Source organism: Helicobacter pylori NQ4053 (assembly GCF_000274605.1).
Taxonomy (GTDB): domain Bacteria; phylum Campylobacterota; class Campylobacteria; order Campylobacterales; family Helicobacteraceae; genus Helicobacter; species Helicobacter pylori_CV.
The window spans coordinates 44,035-62,961 of record NZ_AKNV01000001.1 but is presented as its reverse complement, the minus strand read 5'-3'; the positions used below and the strand labels follow the sequence as shown (position 1 = coordinate 62,961).

At 38.9% G+C, this 18,927-nt stretch carries 22 protein-coding genes; 13 read left to right on the top strand and 9 right to left on the bottom strand.

Features of this window, described 5'->3' with window-relative positions; translation table 11 throughout:
• Positions 1-136: 136 nt before the first annotated feature.
• From tsaD to pdxJ, 3 genes are all read right to left on the bottom strand, one after another.
• Positions 137-1,159, bottom strand: coding sequence for a tRNA (adenosine(37)-N6)-threonylcarbamoyltransferase complex transferase subunit TsaD (gene tsaD / locus AYS37_RS00315; protein ID WP_000603741.1), 1,023 nt, complete (start codon positions 1,157-1,159; stop codon positions 137-139).
• 218 nt (positions 1,160-1,377) lie between these two features.
• Positions 1,378-2,301, bottom strand: coding sequence for a 4-hydroxythreonine-4-phosphate dehydrogenase (gene pdxA, locus AYS37_RS00310; RefSeq protein WP_001074997.1), 924 nt, complete (start codon positions 2,299-2,301; stop codon positions 1,378-1,380).
• Position 2,302: 1 nt separating this feature from the next.
• Positions 2,303-3,091: a pyridoxine 5'-phosphate synthase gene (gene pdxJ / locus AYS37_RS00305; protein ID WP_001210829.1), complete on the bottom strand. Its 789-nt coding sequence runs from the start codon at positions 3,089-3,091 to the stop codon at positions 2,303-2,305.
• Between the two features lie 135 nt (positions 3,092-3,226).
• On the opposite strand from pdxJ, the gene wecA reads away from it, so the two are divergent.
• The 4 genes from wecA to AYS37_RS00285 are packed head-to-tail and all read left to right on the top strand — an operon-like array spanning position 3,227 to position 6,435.
• Entirely contained in the window at positions 3,227-4,234 is a 1,008-nt protein-coding gene (gene wecA / locus AYS37_RS00300) for an undecaprenylphosphate N-acetylglucosaminyl transferase WecA (RefSeq protein WP_001874413.1), read from the top strand.
• Positions 4,234-4,830 carry a lipid A 4'-phosphatase gene (gene lpxF, locus AYS37_RS00295; protein WP_000734131.1) on the top strand — a complete coding sequence of 199 codons (597 nt, stop codon included), beginning with the start codon at positions 4,234-4,236 and terminating at the stop codon, positions 4,828-4,830. Before wecA ends, lpxF begins: the two co-directional genes overlap by 1 nt.
• A 9-nt stretch (positions 4,831-4,839) precedes the next feature.
• On the top strand, positions 4,840-5,268 hold the full coding sequence (locus tag AYS37_RS00290) for a hypothetical protein (RefSeq protein WP_000914361.1): 429 nt from the start codon (positions 4,840-4,842) through the stop codon (positions 5,266-5,268).
• Positions 5,269-5,316: 48 nt separating this feature from the next.
• On the top strand, positions 5,317-6,435 hold the full coding sequence (locus AYS37_RS00285) for a glycosyltransferase family 8 protein (protein WP_001163404.1): 1,119 nt from the start codon (positions 5,317-5,319) through the stop codon (positions 6,433-6,435).
• A gap of 428 nt (positions 6,436-6,863) precedes the next feature.
• On the opposite strand, the gene metI is transcribed toward AYS37_RS00285, so the two are convergent.
• Genes metI through ribE form a run of 4 tightly spaced genes read right to left on the bottom strand, consistent with a single transcriptional unit; the run spans position 6,864 to position 9,408 of the window.
• Complete coding sequence (gene metI, locus AYS37_RS00280) at positions 6,864-7,511, bottom strand: methionine ABC transporter permease (protein ID WP_000625450.1); 648 nt, start codon at positions 7,509-7,511, stop codon at positions 6,864-6,866.
• 1 nt (position 7,512) lies between these two features.
• Positions 7,513-8,496, bottom strand: coding sequence for a methionine ABC transporter ATP-binding protein (locus AYS37_RS00275; RefSeq protein WP_000259742.1), 984 nt, complete (start codon positions 8,494-8,496; stop codon positions 7,513-7,515).
• 18 nt (positions 8,497-8,514) lie between these two features.
• Positions 8,515-8,787, bottom strand: coding sequence for a FlhB-like flagellar biosynthesis protein (locus tag AYS37_RS00270; RefSeq protein ID WP_001044047.1), 273 nt, complete (start codon positions 8,785-8,787; stop codon positions 8,515-8,517).
• Positions 8,788-9,408, bottom strand: coding sequence for a riboflavin synthase (gene ribE, locus AYS37_RS00265; protein ID WP_000491007.1), 621 nt, complete (start codon positions 9,406-9,408; stop codon positions 8,788-8,790).
• Between the two features lie 74 nt (positions 9,409-9,482).
• Between ribE and AYS37_RS00260 the strand changes: the two genes are divergently transcribed.
• From AYS37_RS00260 to mrdA, 9 genes are all read left to right on the top strand, one after another.
• Complete coding sequence (locus tag AYS37_RS00260; RefSeq protein ID WP_000469352.1) at positions 9,483-10,247, top strand: TatD family hydrolase; 765 nt, start codon at positions 9,483-9,485, stop codon at positions 10,245-10,247.
• A 92-nt stretch (positions 10,248-10,339) separates the two neighbouring features.
• The gene (locus tag AYS37_RS00255) at positions 10,340-11,452 is read left to right on the top strand and encodes a lytic transglycosylase domain-containing protein (protein WP_000873353.1); all 1,113 of its coding nucleotides are present in this window, start codon (positions 10,340-10,342) and stop codon (positions 11,450-11,452) included.
• Entirely contained in the window at positions 11,452-12,399 is a 948-nt protein-coding gene (locus AYS37_RS00250; protein WP_000521891.1) for a septal ring lytic transglycosylase RlpA family protein, read from the top strand. Before AYS37_RS00255 ends, AYS37_RS00250 begins: the two co-directional genes overlap by 1 nt.
• Positions 12,396-12,890 (top strand): KdsC family phosphatase, encoded by a 495-nt coding sequence (locus tag AYS37_RS00245; RefSeq protein ID WP_000593774.1) that lies wholly within the window; start codon positions 12,396-12,398, stop codon positions 12,888-12,890. Before AYS37_RS00250 ends, AYS37_RS00245 begins: the two co-directional genes overlap by 4 nt.
• On the top strand, positions 12,865-13,458 hold the full coding sequence (locus AYS37_RS00240; RefSeq protein WP_000830998.1) for a hypothetical protein: 594 nt from the start codon (positions 12,865-12,867) through the stop codon (positions 13,456-13,458). Before AYS37_RS00245 ends, AYS37_RS00240 begins: the two co-directional genes overlap by 26 nt.
• Positions 13,458-14,009, top strand: coding sequence for a lipopolysaccharide transport periplasmic protein LptA (gene lptA / locus AYS37_RS00235; protein WP_001267780.1), 552 nt, complete (start codon positions 13,458-13,460; stop codon positions 14,007-14,009). The genes AYS37_RS00240 and lptA overlap by 1 nt, the downstream gene beginning before the upstream one ends.
• A complete protein-coding gene (gene yihA / locus AYS37_RS00230; protein WP_000560424.1) occupies positions 14,006-14,632 on the top strand; it encodes a ribosome biogenesis GTP-binding protein YihA/YsxC in 627 nt (208 codons plus the stop codon). Before lptA ends, yihA begins: the two co-directional genes overlap by 4 nt.
• 11 nt (positions 14,633-14,643) lie before the next feature.
• The gene (locus AYS37_RS00225) at positions 14,644-15,087 is read left to right on the top strand and encodes a hypothetical protein (RefSeq protein WP_000949839.1); all 444 of its coding nucleotides are present in this window, start codon (positions 14,644-14,646) and stop codon (positions 15,085-15,087) included.
• The gene (gene mrdA, locus AYS37_RS00220) at positions 15,068-16,834 is read left to right on the top strand and encodes a penicillin-binding protein 2 (protein WP_000793651.1); all 1,767 of its coding nucleotides are present in this window, start codon (positions 15,068-15,070) and stop codon (positions 16,832-16,834) included. Before AYS37_RS00225 ends, mrdA begins: the two co-directional genes overlap by 20 nt.
• A 496-nt stretch (positions 16,835-17,330) precedes the next feature.
• On the opposite strand, the gene AYS37_RS00215 is transcribed toward mrdA, so the two are convergent.
• Both AYS37_RS00215 and AYS37_RS00210 read right to left on the bottom strand, forming a co-directional pair.
• Positions 17,331-18,146, bottom strand: coding sequence for a MetQ/NlpA family ABC transporter substrate-binding protein (locus AYS37_RS00215; protein ID WP_001020054.1), 816 nt, complete (start codon positions 18,144-18,146; stop codon positions 17,331-17,333).
• Between the two features lie 144 nt (positions 18,147-18,290).
• Complete coding sequence (locus tag AYS37_RS00210) at positions 18,291-18,887, bottom strand: peroxiredoxin (RefSeq protein WP_000961629.1); 597 nt, start codon at positions 18,885-18,887, stop codon at positions 18,291-18,293.
• Positions 18,888-18,927: the final 40 nt, after the last annotated feature.

Here is an 18,927-nt window from a genome sequence, read left to right as displayed (position 1 = left end):
CTAACAAAAATAAGATTAAATTTGACTAAACGCGCTTTTTTAACACCCTCTTTTTTAAGCTCTTGCCTCAAAATAACCGATACTTGACGCTATTGATGAATTTTAGGGCGTTTTAGCGCTTTCTTTTTGTATCCATTCACTCAAAATTTTTTAACAGCGTTCTTGGCGAAATGTTGGCCTTCTCTAAAGGGACAAAGCGCTTTTTTTGATAGGCTTCTAGGCTGGATCGCCCTATCATAGCGGCATTGTCGCTGCAAAATTCTAAAGGGGCTAAAACAAGCTTGCAATCAAACTCAGCACACAGGTTTTCAAACGCCTTTCTTAAAGCCAGATTCTGGCTCGCTCCTCCCACAATGCCAAAAATTTTAGGGCGTTTGATTTTAAAATAGCGTGTAGTCTGCTGGATTAAATGCTCAATCGCTGCGCTTTGAAAATGATAGGCAATCTTTTGTTTGATCGCTTCATTCAAATTGGGAGCGTTTTTTTCAACCTCCAAACGCACCGCATTTTTTAAACCTGAAAAACTAAAAGCCAGATTCGGGCTGTTTTTTAAAGGGATAGGGAACATTAAAGGCTCGTTTTGATGCGCGTAATCAAGGGCTAATTTTTCCACTATAGGGCCTCCTGGATAGCCTAAATCAAGCATTTTGGAAACCTTATCAAAACTCTCCCCAAAGCTATCGTCTAAACTCGTGGCAACGATTTTAATGTCTTCATAATCTCTAGCCTCTAAAATCAAAGAATGCCCCCCAGAGACTAACAGCACGCTTAAAGGCATGCAGGTTTGTTTTTCATTGATAAAGAGCGAATACACATGCCCTCTCAAATGATCTTCTAAAATCAAGGGCAAATTCAAAGACAAGCTCAAGGCTTTCGCCATCATCAAACCTTCTATTAAGGTAACGCTCAAACCTGGCTGGTTAGTGATAGCGATGGCTTTGAGCTTGGAAAAATCCCTATTCAAGCTGATTTTAATGCGTTCTAATAAGAGCGGCAAATTCTCAGCATGCAAGCGTGATGCAAGCTCAGGCACAACGCCTCCATAAGAGCTGTGGTGCTTTTCTTGAGAGATTTTAAAATGAGCGATGAGTTGAGCGTCCTTTATTCTTGTAAGGGCTAAAGAGCTGTCATCGCAAGAACTTTCAATGCTTAAAATCATTATCTTTATCTTTGAATGGTGTTTTTGCTTGAATTATACCTTGTTAGCGGCATTCTAAAACCTTTAAACCAAAACTAAAAAGTGAATTTACAAAAATACCAATGACAAAAATACCAATGAATAGAAAGCTAGAACTAAACATTGAGCATAAAGAATAAAGAAATAAAATCTAAAATTAAAGCTTTGAATAAAATAAGCCCCCTTTTTAGAAAAAATCTTTAAGCTAAATATTTGATCGCGTTCAAATAGCTTTTATGGTTCGCTTTATTTTGATAAGCGATATCAAACGCCGTGCCGTGGTCAGTGGAAGCGCGTAAAATGGGGGCGTTCAAACTCACATTAATGCTTTCATCAAAATAGAGCGCTTTTAAAGGGGCTAGCCCCACATCATGGCTCATGCTCACATAAAAGGGGGTTATTTTGCGTTTATTTGGGGCAAAAGCGCTATCTGCAGGCAAGGGCCCCAAAAAGCATTCAAAGCCTAGCGTTTGGTTGCTCTCTTGAATAGCTTTTAAAATCCTTTCATCTTCTTTTCCAAACAATCCCTCTTCGCCCGCATGGGGGTTAAAACCACACACTTGAACGATTTTAGCTTGAGTGCTTTTTTGAAACGCTAACAAAAACCGGACCAACGATTCCACTTGAATGAGTTGAGAAACCGCCCCTAAAGGTACATGGTCGCTAAATAGCCCTACAAAGAGTTTAGAACACCCAAGCATCATGATGATTTGATGATCTTTATAGCGTTGTTTCAAAAAATCGGTATGCCCCACAAAAGGGATTTGAGCTTGTTGCCATGCGAGTTTGTTGATAGGCAAAGTGCAAATGCCATCCACTTCTTTACTATCCGCCAACTCGCAAGCCTTTTTAAAACTCTCAAAACTATACGCCCCGCTTTGAGCGCTAACTTTGCCTATCGTGCTAGAGTTTAATAAAGGTAAGGGGGCATCAATAGCGAGTGTGTTAAGCGTTTTAGTTTCATAAGCGTTATCAAGCAATTGATTGGCCCGCTCTAAAAGTTCGCCATGAACGAGATACAACGGCTCACAAATCGCGCTCACTTCCTTATGGCTTTTTAAAATCAACTCTAAGCCTACGCCTTGAATATCCCCGCAACTGATCGCAATTTTCTTTTTAGCCATTTTATCGCTTAATAAGTTGCGCCATTTCTAAAATCGCTTTTTCTAAGCCCACTAAAACCGCTTTTGAAACCACGCTATGACCGATATTAAGCTCTCTTAAAGAAGGGATTTTTAACAATTCTTTCACGTTAGTATAATTCAACCCATGCCCAGCGCATGCCACAATGCCCATAAAAAACGCTTCTTTACTCATTTTTCTTAATTGTAAAAAGGCGTTGTGCAATTCTTCTTTCAATTCTTTAGGGCTTTTGTCTTTGAGCGCGCTAATGGCATGGATTTGATTGTTAGCGTTAGAATATAAAGCGTTGTGCAAATTCGCATACACCCCAGTGTGGAACTCCACTTGCTTGACTTGATGCTCCCTTGCAAAATGCAAAGAGTCTTTTAAAGGATCAATAAACAAAGACACTTCAATGCCTTTATTGTGATACGCTCTAATCACCTCTCCTAAACCCTTTAGTGAGCAATCCAACCCCCCCTCTGTCGTAACCTCATTTCTGTTTTCAGGCACGATCGTAACCTTACTGGGCTTATTTTTTAAAGAGCATAAAAAATCAGTGATTTCAGCGTTGATAGAGCATTCAATGTTGATAGGCAAGGGGCTTATTTCAAGAAGCCTCAAAACATCTTCATTTTGAATGTGTCGTTTGTCTTCTCTCAAATGGATGGTGATTAAATCCACTTTATGGGTGTTTTTAGCGATGAATAAGGCTTCTAAAATCTCAGGCTCATAAGTCTTTCTTATTTCTCTTAAAGTAACAATGTGATCAATATTCAATCCAAAACGCATGACTATCCTTTATTTTATAATAATGATTTTTGGAATTGTAACATAAAACCCACCTCTTATACCTATAAGATTTTATCATCAAGCTATCTTTTGCTATAATACCCAAAACAAAATACCAATTAAATCCAATAAAAAGTGTTGTGGGTGCTATATTTTTTAACCAGTTTATTTATTTGCTCTTTGATTGTTCTGTGGTCTAAAAAATCCATGCTCTTTGTGGATAACGCTAATAAAATCCAAGGCTTCCATCATGCAAGAACCCCACGAGCCGGGGGGCTTGGGATCTTTCTTTCTTTTGCGTTGGCTTGTTATTTTGAACCTTTTGAAGCACCTTTTAAGGGGTTTTTTGTTTTTTTGGGGCTATCGCTAGTGTTTTTGAGCGGTTTTTTAGAAGACATTAACCTTTCACTCAGCCCCAAAATACGCCTTATTTTGCAAGCCGTAGGGGTTGTTTGCATCATCTCATCAACGCCTTTAGTGGTGAGCGATTTTTCGCCCCTTTTTAGCTTGCCTTATTTTATCGCTTTTTTATTCGCAATTTTTATGCTAGTTGGCATCAGTAACGCTATTAATATCATTGACGGGTTTAACGGACTGGCATCAGGGATTTGCACGATTACGCTTTTAGTCATCCATTATATAGAGCCTAGCAGTTTGGCGTGCCTATTAGCTTACATGGTGCTTGGGTTTATGGTGTTAAATTTCCCTTCAGGAAAGATTTTTTTAGGCGATGGGGGGGCGTATTTTTTGGGTTTGGTGTGCGGGATTTCCCTTTTACATTTGAGTTTGGAGCAAAAAATCAGCGTGTTTTTTGGGCTCAATTTAATGCTTTATCCGGTCATAGAGGTGCTTTTTAGTATCCTTAGACGCAAAATAAAACGCCAGAAAGCCACCATGCCAGATAATTTGCATTTGCACACCCTTTTATTTAAATTCTTGCAACAACGCTCTTTCAATTACCCCAACCCTTTATGCGCGTTTATCCTTATTCTGTGCAACCTGCCTTTTATTTTAATCAGCGTCTTATTCCGCTTAAATCCTTACGCGCTCATTGTCATTGGCCTAGTCTTTATTGCATGCTATTTAATAGGCTATGTTTATTTGAATAGGCAAGTTTGCACTTTAGAAAAGCGAGCGTTTTAATGAAAAAGCTCAAAGGTCTTTTTTTGAGCCTGCTCTTATGGGTCTATCCTTTAAGGAGTGAGCCGATCAATGAGGGGGCATACATTTTAGAAGAGATCGGCGATGTGCTCAGGTTTTTGCCTATTTTTGTAGGTACGGTCAGTTTAGCGATGCGCGATTATAGAGGATTAGGGGAATTAGCGGTCGGCACTTTGGTTACTCAAGGGGTGATTTATGGCCTTAAAGGAGCTTTTAGCAACGCCCATAAAGATGGGGCTAGAGTGGGATTTGCTAAACGCCCATGCTGTAATTCTTGGAGAGGCATGCCAAGCGGGCATGCTGGGGGGGTGTTTAGCGCGGCTGGGTTTGTGTATTACCGCTATGGGTGGAAACCAGCTCTTCCTGTGATCGCTCTTGCAATCCTCACTGATGCTAGCAGAGTGGTGGCAGGACAACACACGATCTTGCAAGTTACGATCGGCAGTCTTATCGCATGGGGGTTTGCCTATTTATTCACTTCACGCTACAAACCCAAGCGATGGATGCTCTATCCTGAAATCTCTAGCGACTTTAAAGGCAGTAGCCGCTATGGGGTGAGCTTTTCTTATCAATGGTAAAGGGATAAAATGCTAAAAAAGTTATTGCTCATTTCACTATTTTTAGGGTTTTTAAGAGCAGAGGGCGAACATTATGAAATCATCGCTGAACTTTCCAAGGCTTTTTTGAAAGCCAAAGAGGTTTTGACTGCGATCAATAAAACCTATAAAACCTGTATTGAAACCGGGCATGATCGCACCCAAATGCGTCTTCAAAACGATTTTTTAGAGAATTTGTCTCAAACAGAGCAACAATTTGATGATTATTTTGAAAAGGATTTTAAAAGCATAGAAGTTTTAAAAACCTTGCTTAAAGACATCCAATCATTAGAAAAGTCTTCCAACAAGCTTGCATGCATTGCCCCAAAAAACGCTAAAAATTTTGAAATTTTAGAGGGAGCGATAACGCAAATCATAGACTTAGAAAAACAGATGGATAAATTTATCGATAAAAACTAACATAAGCTATGATATAGTTTATTTTCACAAAATCTCCAAGGAAAATTGATGCAACATGAAATCCCTATTGCCTTTGCCTTTGATAAAAACTACCTAAAAACAGGGGCTGTGGCTCTCTACTCTTTATTGCATGCCCATCATGCAGTTGAAGGGGTATTTTTCAGTATCTATGTATTCTATAGCGGTTTGAATGAAGATGATTTAAACAGACTCCAAGAAACTATCAAGCCTTTCAAGCATTTTGCCGCTTTAAAATGCCAAGATATTAGCGCCACTCTTGATTCTTTGCCCACCATCACGGATAGTGCATGGGTTAATCGCTATTCTAGAATGATTCTGGTCAAATACCTTCTCCCTAGTTTATTCCCCCAATACAGCAAAATGATTTGGTCTGATGTGGATGTGGTCTTTTGCAGAGCTTTCGCTGATGATTTTATCGCTTTAGACACAAGCGAATCTTTTCATTTGAGTGGTGTGATAAGTTTAGTATCACAATCAGTTACAGAGGGGTTTTGGTTTTGCAATTTGGATTACATGCGAGAGCACTCTTTCACCCAACAGGTCTTAGAAAAATTTAAAATTCAAGTAATGCGTCCATATTTTAAAGAACCTACATTAATACACCATTTGCATGCTTATATTAAAGAACTTCCCTTATACTATTGTGTTTTACCTTATTATTATCAAGAAGAACTTAATGATTTGAGGCATAAAGCTTCCTTACCCATTCGGTTTGAAATCATCCACCAAGACAAACCCAATGAATTTATCTATCGCCAGCAAATCCCCTATGAGATCTCTCAAATTCAAGACATTCTTTCAAACCCTATTATCATGCACTATGAATCTGATAAAGATGCTCTTGGAATCTACAATGGCAAACCTTGGGAGTTCCCTTTGGGGAACCAATACCACCTGTGGTTAGAGATGCTTGCACACACTCCATTTTGGAAAGACTTCACTCTAGAAATGCAAAAAAAACGCATAGAATACCGAGATATTGCTCAAAAAATCCATTATTTTTCTCAAGATAAGCGTCTTTATGAAGTGAGCATACGCTCCATTAAGGTTTTTGCATCTCATTACTATAATTTAGTGGTTAAAGAACGATGGTCTAAACCGATAAAAACTTTCTTTCAAAAAAAATTTTTTCAAAAAAAGTTCTAATTTGTTGGAATCACAAGGCGAAACCAAATCCCTAATACTTATGCTTTCTTAGGCGTTTCACCACATAATCCCCCGCGCTTTGAATGATTTGCACTAAAAGGTTTTTGCATCTCATTACTATAATTTAGTGGTTAAAGAACGATGGTCTAAACCGATAAAAACTTTCTTTCAAAAAAAATTTTTTCAAAAAAAGTTCTAATTTGTTGGAATCACAAGGCGAAACCAAATCCCTAATACTTATGCTTTCTTAGGCGTTTCACCACATAATCCCCCGCGCTTTGAATGATTTGCACTAAAAGGTTTTTGCATCTCATTACTATAATTTAGTGGTTAAAGAACGATGGTCTAAACCGATAAAAACTTTCTTTCAAAAAAATTTTTTCAAAAAAAGTTCTAATTTGTTGGAATCACAAGGCGAAACCAAATCCCTAATACTTATGCTTTCTTAGGCGTTTCACCACATAATCCCCCGCGCTTTGAATGATTTGCACTAAAACGATGATCACAACCACAGCATAAAAAAGCACATCGCCCCTATAACTTTGATAGCCAATCCTAATGGCTAAATCCCCCAAGCCCCCAGCCCCTAACGCTCCCGCCATAGCCGAATAGCCTATTAAAGAAATTAAGGTGATGGTGATATTGTTCACTAAAGAGGGCAGGCTCTCTAAAAGCATCATTTTAATGACTTCCAAATGAGACGCTCCCAAACTTAAAGTGGTTTCAATCTTGCCATGCTCTACTTCCATTAAAGAATTTTCAAAAAGCTTTGCGACAAAAGGAATGGCTGAAATGGCTAGCGGGATAATGCTTGCGCTAGATCCAATGCTCGTGCCAATCAAAAAGCGCGATAAAGGCAGGAGCAAAATAATCAAAATGATAAAAGGGAAAGAGCGAGTCATGTTGATAGAAGTGTCTAAAATTTTATGCAAAAGGGGTTTGTTTAACAAATGCCCTTTTTTACTCACTAACAATAAAACCCCCAAAGGCAAGCCAAAAACAACCGCCAAAAAGCTCGCTACAAACACCATATAAAGCGTTTCTAGCGTGGCTTGAATGAGCATTTGAGAAATCATTTTAATCCTTTAATTTTTCCACTTGTAAGCCTAAAGCGTTTAGATACTCTAAAGCCCTTTGAGTCTCTGTGGTGCTGCCTAAAAACCGCACCACTAAATACCCTATATCTTTAGTCGTAAGCTCTTCAATGTTGCCTGAAATGATACTCACATCTATTTTAAAACGCCTGATCAAATTAGAAATGATCGGCTCGTCTAAATGCTCCCCTAAAAACACAATGCGATAAACGTCTTGCGATTTTTGATCCCCATGCTCGTTTTTGATGCCAAGCAATTCTTTAGTAACGGCATGTTTAGGGTTAGCAAAAATTTCTTCTACCGAGCCTCTTTCCACGATTTCGCCGCTGCTGATCACACACATTTGATTGCACAATTCTTTAACCACTTCAATTTCATGCGTGATGAAAACGATACTCAAATCAAGCTTTTTTTGAATGCCGCTTAAAAGCGTTAAAATAGAATGCGTGGTTTTAGAATCCAGTGCGGATGTGGCTTCATCGCAAAGCAATAAATCAGGGCAATTCGCTAAACTCCTAGCGATCGCCACTCGTTGTTTTTGCCCACCGCTGAGCTGTTTAGGATAAAAATGCATTTTATCTTCTAGCCCCACTAATTCCAACAATTCATGCACCCTGGATTGGATCTTATTTTTTTCCCATCGGGCGATTTCTAGAGCGAAAGCGACATTTTCAAACACATTTTTAGCACTCAATAAATTGAAATGCTGGAAAATCATGCCTATTTTTTGGCGCGCTTTTTGCAATTCTTTAGGCTTTAAGTTTAACAGATTGACCCCATTGACTAACACTTCGCCAGAATTGGGGCGCTCTAAACAATTAATCAGGCGGATGAGCGTGGATTTCCCAGCCCCTGAATAGCCTATCACGCCCAAAATATCGCCTTTTTTCAATTCCAAATTCACGCCTTTTAGAGCATGGAATCCGTTTTCATAAATCTTTTCAATGTTTTTTAATTCTACTACCATGTTATTTGACTTTTTGACTTACTTGGACATTTGCGCGTTATTTTCCACGCTATTGAGCCATAAAAACACTTGCACCACGCTTTCATACAATTCTTCAGGTATCGCGCAGTCTAATTCCACCTTTAAAAGCGAATCCACTAGCATGGGGTTAGAAAAGAGTGCTATATCGTATTCCTTAGCTTTTTGAATGATCCTTTTAGCCACTTCGCCCACCCCGCTTGCGATCACTTTTGGGGCATGATCTTGCCCCATGTTATAGGCTAGAGCGGCAGCTTTTATGGTTTTATTCATCTAATACCCTAAAGTCAAAGCATCGGCGTCATTCCAAGAGAATTTTTTTTCAAACCCTTTTGTTTTTTTCAAAATAGACACAACGCTACGAACCAACATGTCCGTTTCAATATTCACGTGCCGTTTGAGTTTATAAGTCTTAAAAAGGGTGTTTTCTAAAGTGTAAGGGATAATCGTTAGCCAAAACCCCTTTTCTTCTACCTTGCTTAAAGTCAAACTCACCCCATCAATCGCAATAGAGCCTTGCTCAACGCACAATAAAAGCGTTTCTTTAGAAGCGCTGATGAAAAAATCCACTTGATTAGAGTTGTGAATGATTTTTTCAATGACCCCGATAGCGTCAATATGCCCTTGCACAAAATGCCCGTCTAAACTAGCGTTCGCTTTTAGGGCTGGCTCAATATGGACTAAATCCTTGTAATTTTCTAACGCCACGCTGTTTTGGGTTTTTTGGCTCAATTCCACGCTAAAATGCGTTTTTGAACTTTCTATGGCGGTCAAACACGCTCCATTAATCGCAATGCTGTCACCAAGCTTGGGATTGAGATCGCTCTCTATGCTTAAAATATTGTTGTGGAAACTTTTCACTTTAGCTATTTTATGGATTAACCCGCTAAACATAATTGATTGTTATTCTCCTTATGTTAGAATGTTTGACTATTGTAACATACTAAATAAAACCACAGGATAGAAGCATGTTTATTGATACGCATTGCCATTTGGATCACAAGGATTATGAAAACGATTTAGAAGAAGTGTTAAAAGAAAGCCTAGAAAAAGGCGTTACGCAATGCGTGATTCCGGGCGCGGACATGAAGGATCTGAATAGAGCAATAGAAATTAGCGAAAAATTTGAAGGCGTGTTTTTTGCCATAGGCGCTCACCCTTATGATGTGGAGAGTTTTGATGAAAGCCTGTTTGAAAAATTTGTTGGGCATCAAAAATGCGTGGCGATAGGCGAATGCGGACTGGATTACTACCGCTTGCCTGAATTGAATGAAAGAGAGAGTTATAAAAGCAAGCAAAAAGAAATTTTTACCAAACAGATTGAGTTTTCTATCCAACACAATAAGCCCTTGATTATCCACATTAGAGAGGCGAGTTTTGATAGCTTGAATCTTTTAAAAAGCTATCCTAAGGCTTTTGGGGTGTTGCATTGCTTTAACGCTGATAACATGCTTTTGGAATTAAGCGATCGTTTTTATTATGGGATAGGGGGGGTTAGCACCTTTAAAAACGCTAAAAGACTGGTAGAGATTCTCCCTAAAATCCCTAAAAACAGGCTTCTTTTAGAAACGGATTCGCCTTATTTGACCCCACACCCTTTTAGAGGTACTAGGAATAGCCCTACTTATATCCCTTTAATCGCTCAAAAAATTGCCGAAATCATCAACATAGAGACTGAAGAGCTCGCTTCTTTAAGCACGCATAACGCTCACACGCTCTTTAGTTTCCCCTGAAAATGGGGCTATATTTAAAAAAGTATTATTCAAGTTTAGTTATAATTAGAGCCATTATTGAACTTATCAAATGATCAGGATTTTAAAAAAGAATGAAATATTTTAATACCAAATGGTTGTTTTTTTTAATGACTCATTGGTTCTTACTGACTTCTTTAGGCCATGCAAAAATGGCTTTTGAATCTAATATTGACACCAAAGCGTTAGAGGCTTTTGGGGTTAATGCAGGGTTTTTATCCCAAATGCCAAACGCTTTAAAGAAAATGAATAAAGAAGAGGAATGGAAAAAGTTAGTCAAAAGATTTGATGTGAATTACCAGTTCATCCCCATCATTAAAAACATGCTCATAGAAGCGAGCGTGCCGCAAGAATTTTTATTTTTAGCCATGGCCGAGTCTAAATTTTCATCAAGGGCTTATAGCAGGAAAAAAGCGGTAGGGATTTGGCAATTCATGCCAAGCACGGCTAAAGAATTAGGGCTTAAGGTCAATCATTACATTGACGAAAGAAGAGACCCCATTAAAAGCACTCAAGCGGCAATCACTTATTTGAAACGGCTCTACAAGCAAACCGGAGAGTGGTATTTGGTCGCTATGGCGTATAATTACGGCTTACGCAAGGTTCAAAACGCTATTAAAGCCGCCGGCACTTCAGACATTAAGATTTTGTTAGATGAAGATAAAAAATACCTCCCTAAAGAGACACGAGAGTATATCCGCTCCATTCTAAGCCTGGCGTTGAAATTCAACAGCCTAGACAACCTCAAAGATAAAGAATATCTGCTCAATCGTGGGGCGAGAGTGAGTTTAGTGGGCGTTCCGTTTAAAAGGCACACTTCTTTAATCCAAGTGGCCAAAAATTTGAATTTGAGTTTGGAAACCCTAAAATCCTACAACCACCAATTCCGCTATAACATTCTGCCTTCTAAAGACCCCACTTATACCATTTATATCCCTTATGAAAAACTCGCCCTTTTCAAACAACGCCAACTCAAACAAAATAAAAGCATTCAAGCCAGTTCAAAAAGCCCTTTCATCACCCATGTGGTCTTGCCTAAAGAAACCCTATCTTCTATCGCTAAACGCTATCAAGTCAGCATCTCTAGTATCCAATTAGCCAATAACCTCAAAGATTCTAATATTTTTATCCACCAACGCTTAATCATCCCCACCAACAAAAAATTACTCGCTACAAGGGAATTTTAATGGGTTTGGCGTTGAAACAAGTTTGTTTTTTAGGCGTTATTTTTTTGATTAGCGCTTGTGCGGTTAAAAAAGAGGGGGTAAGGAATTTGTCTTACAAGCATGAAAGTTTGCGTGCTTATGAAAACGCTAAAGACTATGACCCGACAACCAAAAAAGCCACCTATAAACGCAATTTTTTTGAACGCCATTTCAAACACCACTCCAATTTGCAAAATGACAGCACCAAAACGCAAGCTATGGATAACGGTATGCGCGATTCTAGCGCGATCCAAAGAGCCACCATGCGCCCTTATCAAGTGGGGGGCAAGTGGTATTACCCCACTAAAGTGGATTTAGGCGAAAAATTTGATGGCGTTGCGAGTTGGTATGGCCCTAACTTCCATGCCAAAAAAACCAGTAATGGGGAAATTTATAACATGTATGCCCACACCGCCGCGCACAAGACTTTACCCATGAACACCGTGGTGAAAGTCATCAATGTTGATAATAACTTAAGCACCATTGTGCGCATTAATGATAGAGGGCCTTTTGTGAGCGATCGCATCATTGATCTGTCTAATGCGGCCGCTAGGGATATTGACATGGTTAAAAAAGGCACAGCCAGCGTGCGTCTTATTGTTTTGGGTTTTGGTGGGGTTATCTCTAATCAATACGAACAATCCTTTAACGCTAACTATTCAAAGATCTTACACAAGGAATTTAAAGTCGGCGAGAGCGAAAAAAGCGTGAGCGGAGGGAAATTTTCTTTGCAAATGGGGGCTTTTAGAAACCAAATAGGCGCTCAAACTTTAGCGGATAAATTGCAAGCAGAAAATCCAGATTACAGCGTCAAGGTTGCTTTTAAAGACGATTTGTATAAAGTTTTAGTTCAAGGGTTTCAAAGTGAAGAAGAGGCTAGGGATTTTATGAAAAAATATAACCAGAATGCGGTTTTAACGAGAGAATGATTAAGTTATTGCTTTTAGATGTGGATGGCACGCTCACAGACGGGTCGTTGTATTTTGATAAAAATTTTCACGAGTTCAAGGCTTTCAATGTCAAAGACGGGCTTGGCATGACGCTATGGCAAAAATTAGGCAAAAAAATCGCTATCATTACAGGAAGAACTTCAATCATGGTGAAAAAACGCATGGAGAGTTTGGGCGTTCAGTTTGTTTTTATGGGCGTTGAAAATAAAAGCGTGGTTGTGGAGCGGCTCAAAAAAGACTTGCAATTGAGCGCGCAAGAAATCGCATGCGTAGGCGATGATTATAACGATTTAGGCATGTTTAAGGCATGCGCTTGGAGTTTCGCTCCTTTTGATGCGCACCCCTTGCTTAAAAGCAAAGCTTATAAAGTGTTGCAAAATTCAGGGGGCAAGGGGGCTGTTAGGGAAGCGATTGATTATCTTTTAACATTAGAAGGCTTGCAAGATGAAGCGCTCAAGTTTTACCTCTAATAGCGTTTTAAACTTTTTTGTGGTTTTATCTTTCATCACGATAGGGCTAGTCTTTTTCTTTTTGCGTTCCCAACCCACTAGCGTTATCTCTAAAGAAAATATCCCTAAAATTGAATTAGAAAATTTTAAAGCGTTTCAAATCAACGATAAAATCCTTGATCTGTCCATAGAGGGCAAAAAAGCTTTACAATACGATGGTTACGAGATCTTTTTTGATTCCAAAATCAAGCGCTATGATGAAGACACTATTGAAAGCGTTGAATCCCCTAAAGCCAGGCGGCAGCAGGATTTGTATTTCTTCCCTAATGGGGTTACTTATAAAAGAAGCGATGATTCCAGTTTTTGGAGTGAAACAGGGATTTACAACCACAAGGAGCAAAATTTTAAAGGCAAGGGCCGTTTCATTCTCACTTCAAAAGATAGCAAGGTTGAAGGGCTTGACATTTCTTATTCGCATGCTTTAGCCGTTATTGAAGCTCAAAGCATTCAAGCGTATTTATTCTTAGATGAAATCAAACAAAGCCAGAAAGAAAAGAAAAAATTCCCCACTTTCAAAGGAGGTTTTTAATGCGTTGGTGGTGTTTTTTGGTGTGTTGTTTTGGCATTTTAAGCGTGATGAGCGCTCAAAAATTAGAGAATAAAGGCTTGAAAAAAGAAAGAGAGCTTTTAGAGATTACCGGCAATAAATTTGTAGCGAACGACAAAACCAAAACCGCCGTTATTCAAGGCAATGTGCAGATCAAAAAAGGTAAAGACCGGTTGTTTGCGGATAAAGTGAGCGTGTTTTTAAACGACAAACGAAAGCCAGAGCGCTATGAAGCCACAGGGAACACGCACTTTAATATCTTTACAGAGGATAATCGTGAAATCAGCGGGAGCGCTGACAAGCTCATTTATAACGCGCTGAATGGGGAATACAAATTATTGCAAAATGCGGTGGTTAGAGAAGTGGGGAAATCCAATGTCATCACCGGTGATGAAATCATTTTAAACAAAACTAAGGGTTATGCTGATGTGTTGGGGAGCGCGAAGCGGCCCGCTAAGTTTGTGTTTGATATGGAAGATATTAATGAAGAAAATCGTAAGGCTAAATTGAAGAAGAAAGGCGAAAAACCATGATCGCCATTAAAGACGCTCATTTTCTCACTTCTTCTAGCCAACTTTTTCAATGCCCCGCAAGCTTGACTTCTGAGATGGTCATTTTAGGGCGCAGCAATGTAGGCAAAAGCACCTTTATTAATACCTTGTTGGGGAAAAATCTCGCCAAAAGTTCAGCAACGCCGGGAAAAACCCGTTTAGCGAATTTTTTTTCCACCACTTGGGAAGATAAAGAAAACGCTTTAACGACCACTTTTAATGTGATTGATTTGCCCGGGTTTGGCTACGCTAAAGTTTCTAAAAGCTTGAAAAAAGAATGGGAGGGGTTTTTATGGGAATTGTTGAGCGTTAGGACTTCAATCAAGCTTTTTATCCATTTAGTGGATGCGCGCCATTTGGATTTAGAAATTGATAAAAACGCTAAAGAAAACATTCAAGCCCTTTTAAGGCCCGATCAAGCCTACCTTTCTCTTTTTACGAAATTTGACAAGTTGAATAAAAACGAGCAACACCGCCTTTTTTTAAACGCTCCTAAACCTTTTTTAATCAATACCACCCATTTTAACGCTCTTTCTTCAAAATACCCAACCCTTGAAATAGTGCGCCAAACCCTTTTAAAATACTTGCTCACTAACCCCTTATAAGCCACAAAACCATGCTCTCTTTAAAACAAGATTCCTTTTTTTTCTTATGCTTAGGAATCTTTGGTTTTTATTTTTATAGCCTTTTGAGAGACTTAATGCCTTTTTTACCCCCAATGATTGGGTTTTTATTCTTGTTTTATGCGAAAAAATACGATCGTTTTTTACCCAATTTGAGCGTGTTTGGTTGTTTGTTTTGGTTTGAGAGCATGCATTTAAAGACTTTAGGCGTTTTGGCTTTATTGTTTTTAATCTACCACCAAATCGTCTATAAAAACTCTTTAAAGCTTTTTAATGACGGCTTTTTATTCAAAACTTTGCATGTTTTTTTGGTTTATTACCTTTATTTATCGCGCTTTTTTTCGGTGTCTTTGGATTTGAAAACGATCGGTTTTCTCGCTCTTTTTGCTTTAATAGAGAGCGCTTTGTGGGGTTTGTATGAAAAATCTTCGCTATAAGCTTTTGCTCTTTGTTTTTATAGGGTTTTGGGGGTTATTAATCTTAAATCTATTTATTCTAAGCGTTAAAAATCAAGAATACTATGAAAAACTGGCCGAACGAAACATGACTAAAAAAGAATTTTTAATCCCTACAAGGGGCAATATTACAGACAGAAATGATGAGTTTTTAGCCATTAATGAATTGGTGTTTGGCGTGTTTTTGCCTAGTGGATTGAAACAAAAAGAGCTTTTAGAAAAAATTGAGGTGATCCAAAAATTTTTCCCTAATTTTTCCAAAGAAACGCTTTTAAACAATTACCAAAAAGAAAATTCGCTTTATAACCATAACCTCATTAAAGTGGTGGGATTCATTCCTTATACCGCCATGCAACCTCTTTATGCCAAACTCATCCAAACTCAAGGCATTTTTGCTCTTCCCTTAGACAAGCGTTACTACCCTAATAACGCTTTAGCTTCGCATGTTTTAGGCTATGTGGGGGTGGCAAGTTTGCAAGACTTGAAAGACGATGAAGAGAATCAATACAGCCAGATTGTAGGCAAAACCGGCATTGAAAAAGAATACAACAAGCTTTTACAAGGCAAGGTGGGTTATAAAATCATGCATGTCAATGCGCTCAATCAGGAATTAGCCACCTTAGAAGTCGTGCCACCAAGCGCCAATAACCACTTGCAATTGAGTTTAGACAAACGCTTGCAAAAAGAAGCGGACAAGCTCTTTGAAAATAAAAGGGGGGCTATTTTAGTGATGAACGCAGAAAATGGGGAATTGCTCGTTGCAGGAAGTTACCCTGAATACAATTTGAACGATTTTGTGGGCGGGATCAGTCAAGACAAATGGCAAAAACTCCAAGATGATATTTATAACCCCTTATTAAACCGCTTCGCTAACGCCTTGTATCCGCCGGGATCTGTGGTTAAAATGGGCGTGGGGTTAAGCTTTTTAGAAAACCTTCATATCACAGAGAACACCACCATACCCACCCCCCCTTTTATTGAAGTGGGTAAGCGCAAATTCAGGGACTGGAAAAAAACAGGGCATGGCAATTCTAATTTGTATAAAGCGATTAGGGAGTCCGTGGATGTGTATTTTTATAAGTTTGGGCTTGAAATCTCTATAGAAAAACTCTCTAAAACCTTAAGGGAAGTGGGCTTTGGGGAAAAAACGGGCGTTGATTTGCCGAATGAATTTGTGGGGATCGTGCCGGATAATTTATGGAAACTCAAACGCTTCAATCAAGACTGGCGCGTTGGGGACACGCTCATTACTGCTATCGGGCAAGGCTCTTTTTTAGCCACACCCTTGCAGGTTCTAGCCTATACGGGACTCATTGCGACAGGCAAACTGGCAACGCCTCATTTTGCTATCAATAATAAACAACCGCTCAAAGACCCCCTAAATAGTTTTCAAAAAAAGAAGCTCCAAGCCTTGCGCGTGGGCATGTATGAAGTGTGTAACCATAAAGACGGCACCGCTTATCATTCCACAAGGGGTTCTAAGGTTACTTTAGCGTGTAAAACCGGCACCGCGCAAGTCGTGGAAATCGCTCAAAACATCGTCAATCGCATGAAAGAAAAGGATATGGAATATTTCCATCGATCCCATGCGTGGATTACCGCATTCTTGCCTTATGAAAAACCCAAATACGCTATCACTATTTTAGTAGAACATGGGGAAGGGGGGTCAAAACTAGGGGGCTTGTTAGTGAAAATGAGCAATAAACTCTATGAGCTTGGCTATCTTTAATAAAATTCTAAATCTTTTCAAAAACGCAACCTTTTAAACGCTAAAGACCATTAGCCAACCTGTTTCCAAACTTGTTTCAGCGCTCTATAACTCAGTCTAACGGGTGGTTTAAAACTGGTCTTTATTAAAGAACATTCTAAAAGCGTAACTTTAATCAGATTTAGGCTTGCTGTATTTTTGGCTTTGTTTTAATCGCATATTGACAGCTGAAGTCTTGTTTAATGTTTTTAAAAAATGGGGTTTTAGTTATTTGGCTTCATCGTTTTAGATTTTATCATGATTTTCTTAAAGGGATAGAGAGGGTTATTTTGTGCCATTTCCCCCTTAAGAAATAACGCTTTTAAGAAATTGCTACTTGATTAGCGCAAGCTCTTTTATAGTTTTATTTTAAAAATACTTTTAGCGTTTTTAATGCTCAATGAGAAAAGAGTTTTTTTATTAGTGCCTAAAAGCACCCCCCTCCATTCATCTTAAAGACGAATGTTATTCAAATGGCTCAAAAAGCCGGGATAATCGCCCCTTTATAGGTATCCAAAATAAATTTCCTGGTCTTTTCACTCTGCAAAGCTTCAATCAGCGCTTTTATGGCTTCATCTTGCGCGTTATCCTCACGAGTGGCTATTAGATTGGCATAAGGCGAGTCCTTGTCTTCTGAAAATAAGGCTCCAGTGAGTTTTGCTTGCAAGGCGTAATTCCCTGTTACAATAGCCCCATCCACATCCCCTAAAACTTTAGGCAATAATGCGGCTTCTAAAGGCTTGATTTTGATGTTGTAAGGATTTTTGACAATATCAAACTCCGTAGCGTATAGATTGCTTGGATCTTTGAGAGCGATAAGGCCTTGTTTATGGAGTAAAATCAACGCCCTGCCTTGATTGGCCGGATCATTTGGCACGGCAATCACTGAGCCTTTTTTAAGGTTTTTAATGTCTGTGATTTTTTGAGAATAAAATCTCAAAGGCTCCACATGGATATTGGCCAAACCAACAAGGTGCATTTTTCTGTCCAAATTAAACCTGTCCAAATAAGGGCGGTGCTGGAAGTAATTTGCGTCTAAAGAGCCGTCATTGAGCGCTAAATTAGGCAACACATAATCGGTAAAAGACACGATCACTAATTTGATCCCTTTCTCTTTCAAATCGTCCACGACTGATTGCAAGATTTGTGCATGCGGCACAGGGTTAGCGCCCACTTTAAGCTCACGAGTGATTTTGTGGTTTTCTTTTTTTTCTTTGTGGTGTTTGGCGTCCAAAAGGTTAAAAAAACCTAAAACAATAGCGGTTACGCAAATAATACGCTTGAATATATTCATAAAAAACCCTTTATTAAAAAATTAATTCAAAAATGATAAAAAGATAAAACGATACGAAAATTTTAGAAACTGGCAAAGAATAAAAAGAAAAGGATTCAATCAAGAAAAACGAAGTTTCTCTTGATCAAACAGCGAACTAAACCATTAAAGCTTAATGGAATTTTCTTTAAGATACTCTGCAACGCCTTGGTGAGTTGCTTTCATGCCTTTATCGCCTTTTCTCCAGCCTGCTGGGCACACTTCACCATGTTCTTCAAAGTGCAAGAGAGCGTCTACCATGCGAAGCATTTCATCTGCATTCCTACCTAATGGTAAGTCATTGATCACTGCATGCCTTACTTTCATGTTTTTGTCAATCAAAAAAGCTCCTCTCAAAGCGATCGCTTCTTCAAACAGCACATCATAGTCTCTAGAAATGCTTTTGGTAATATCAGCTACCATAGGGAAAGTTACTTGACCAATACCGCCTTTATCTACAGGGGTGTTTTTCCATGCAAAATGCACTTGTTCGCTGTCAATAGACACGCCAATCACATTAAAGCCTTTTTCGTGGAAGTCTTTCACTCTTTTGTCAAACGCAATGATTTCTGTAGGGCATACAAAGGTAAAATCTTTTGGCCAAAAGAAAAGAATCGCACCATTTTTGCCTAAATTTTTAGAAAGCTCAAAGTGTTCATCAACCTCATTGTTTCCTAAAACGGCAGGTGCTTTAAAGTCTGGGGCAAGTTTTGTAACTAACATATACAACTCCTTAGTGTTATTAAAATTTTGTTGGATCAAA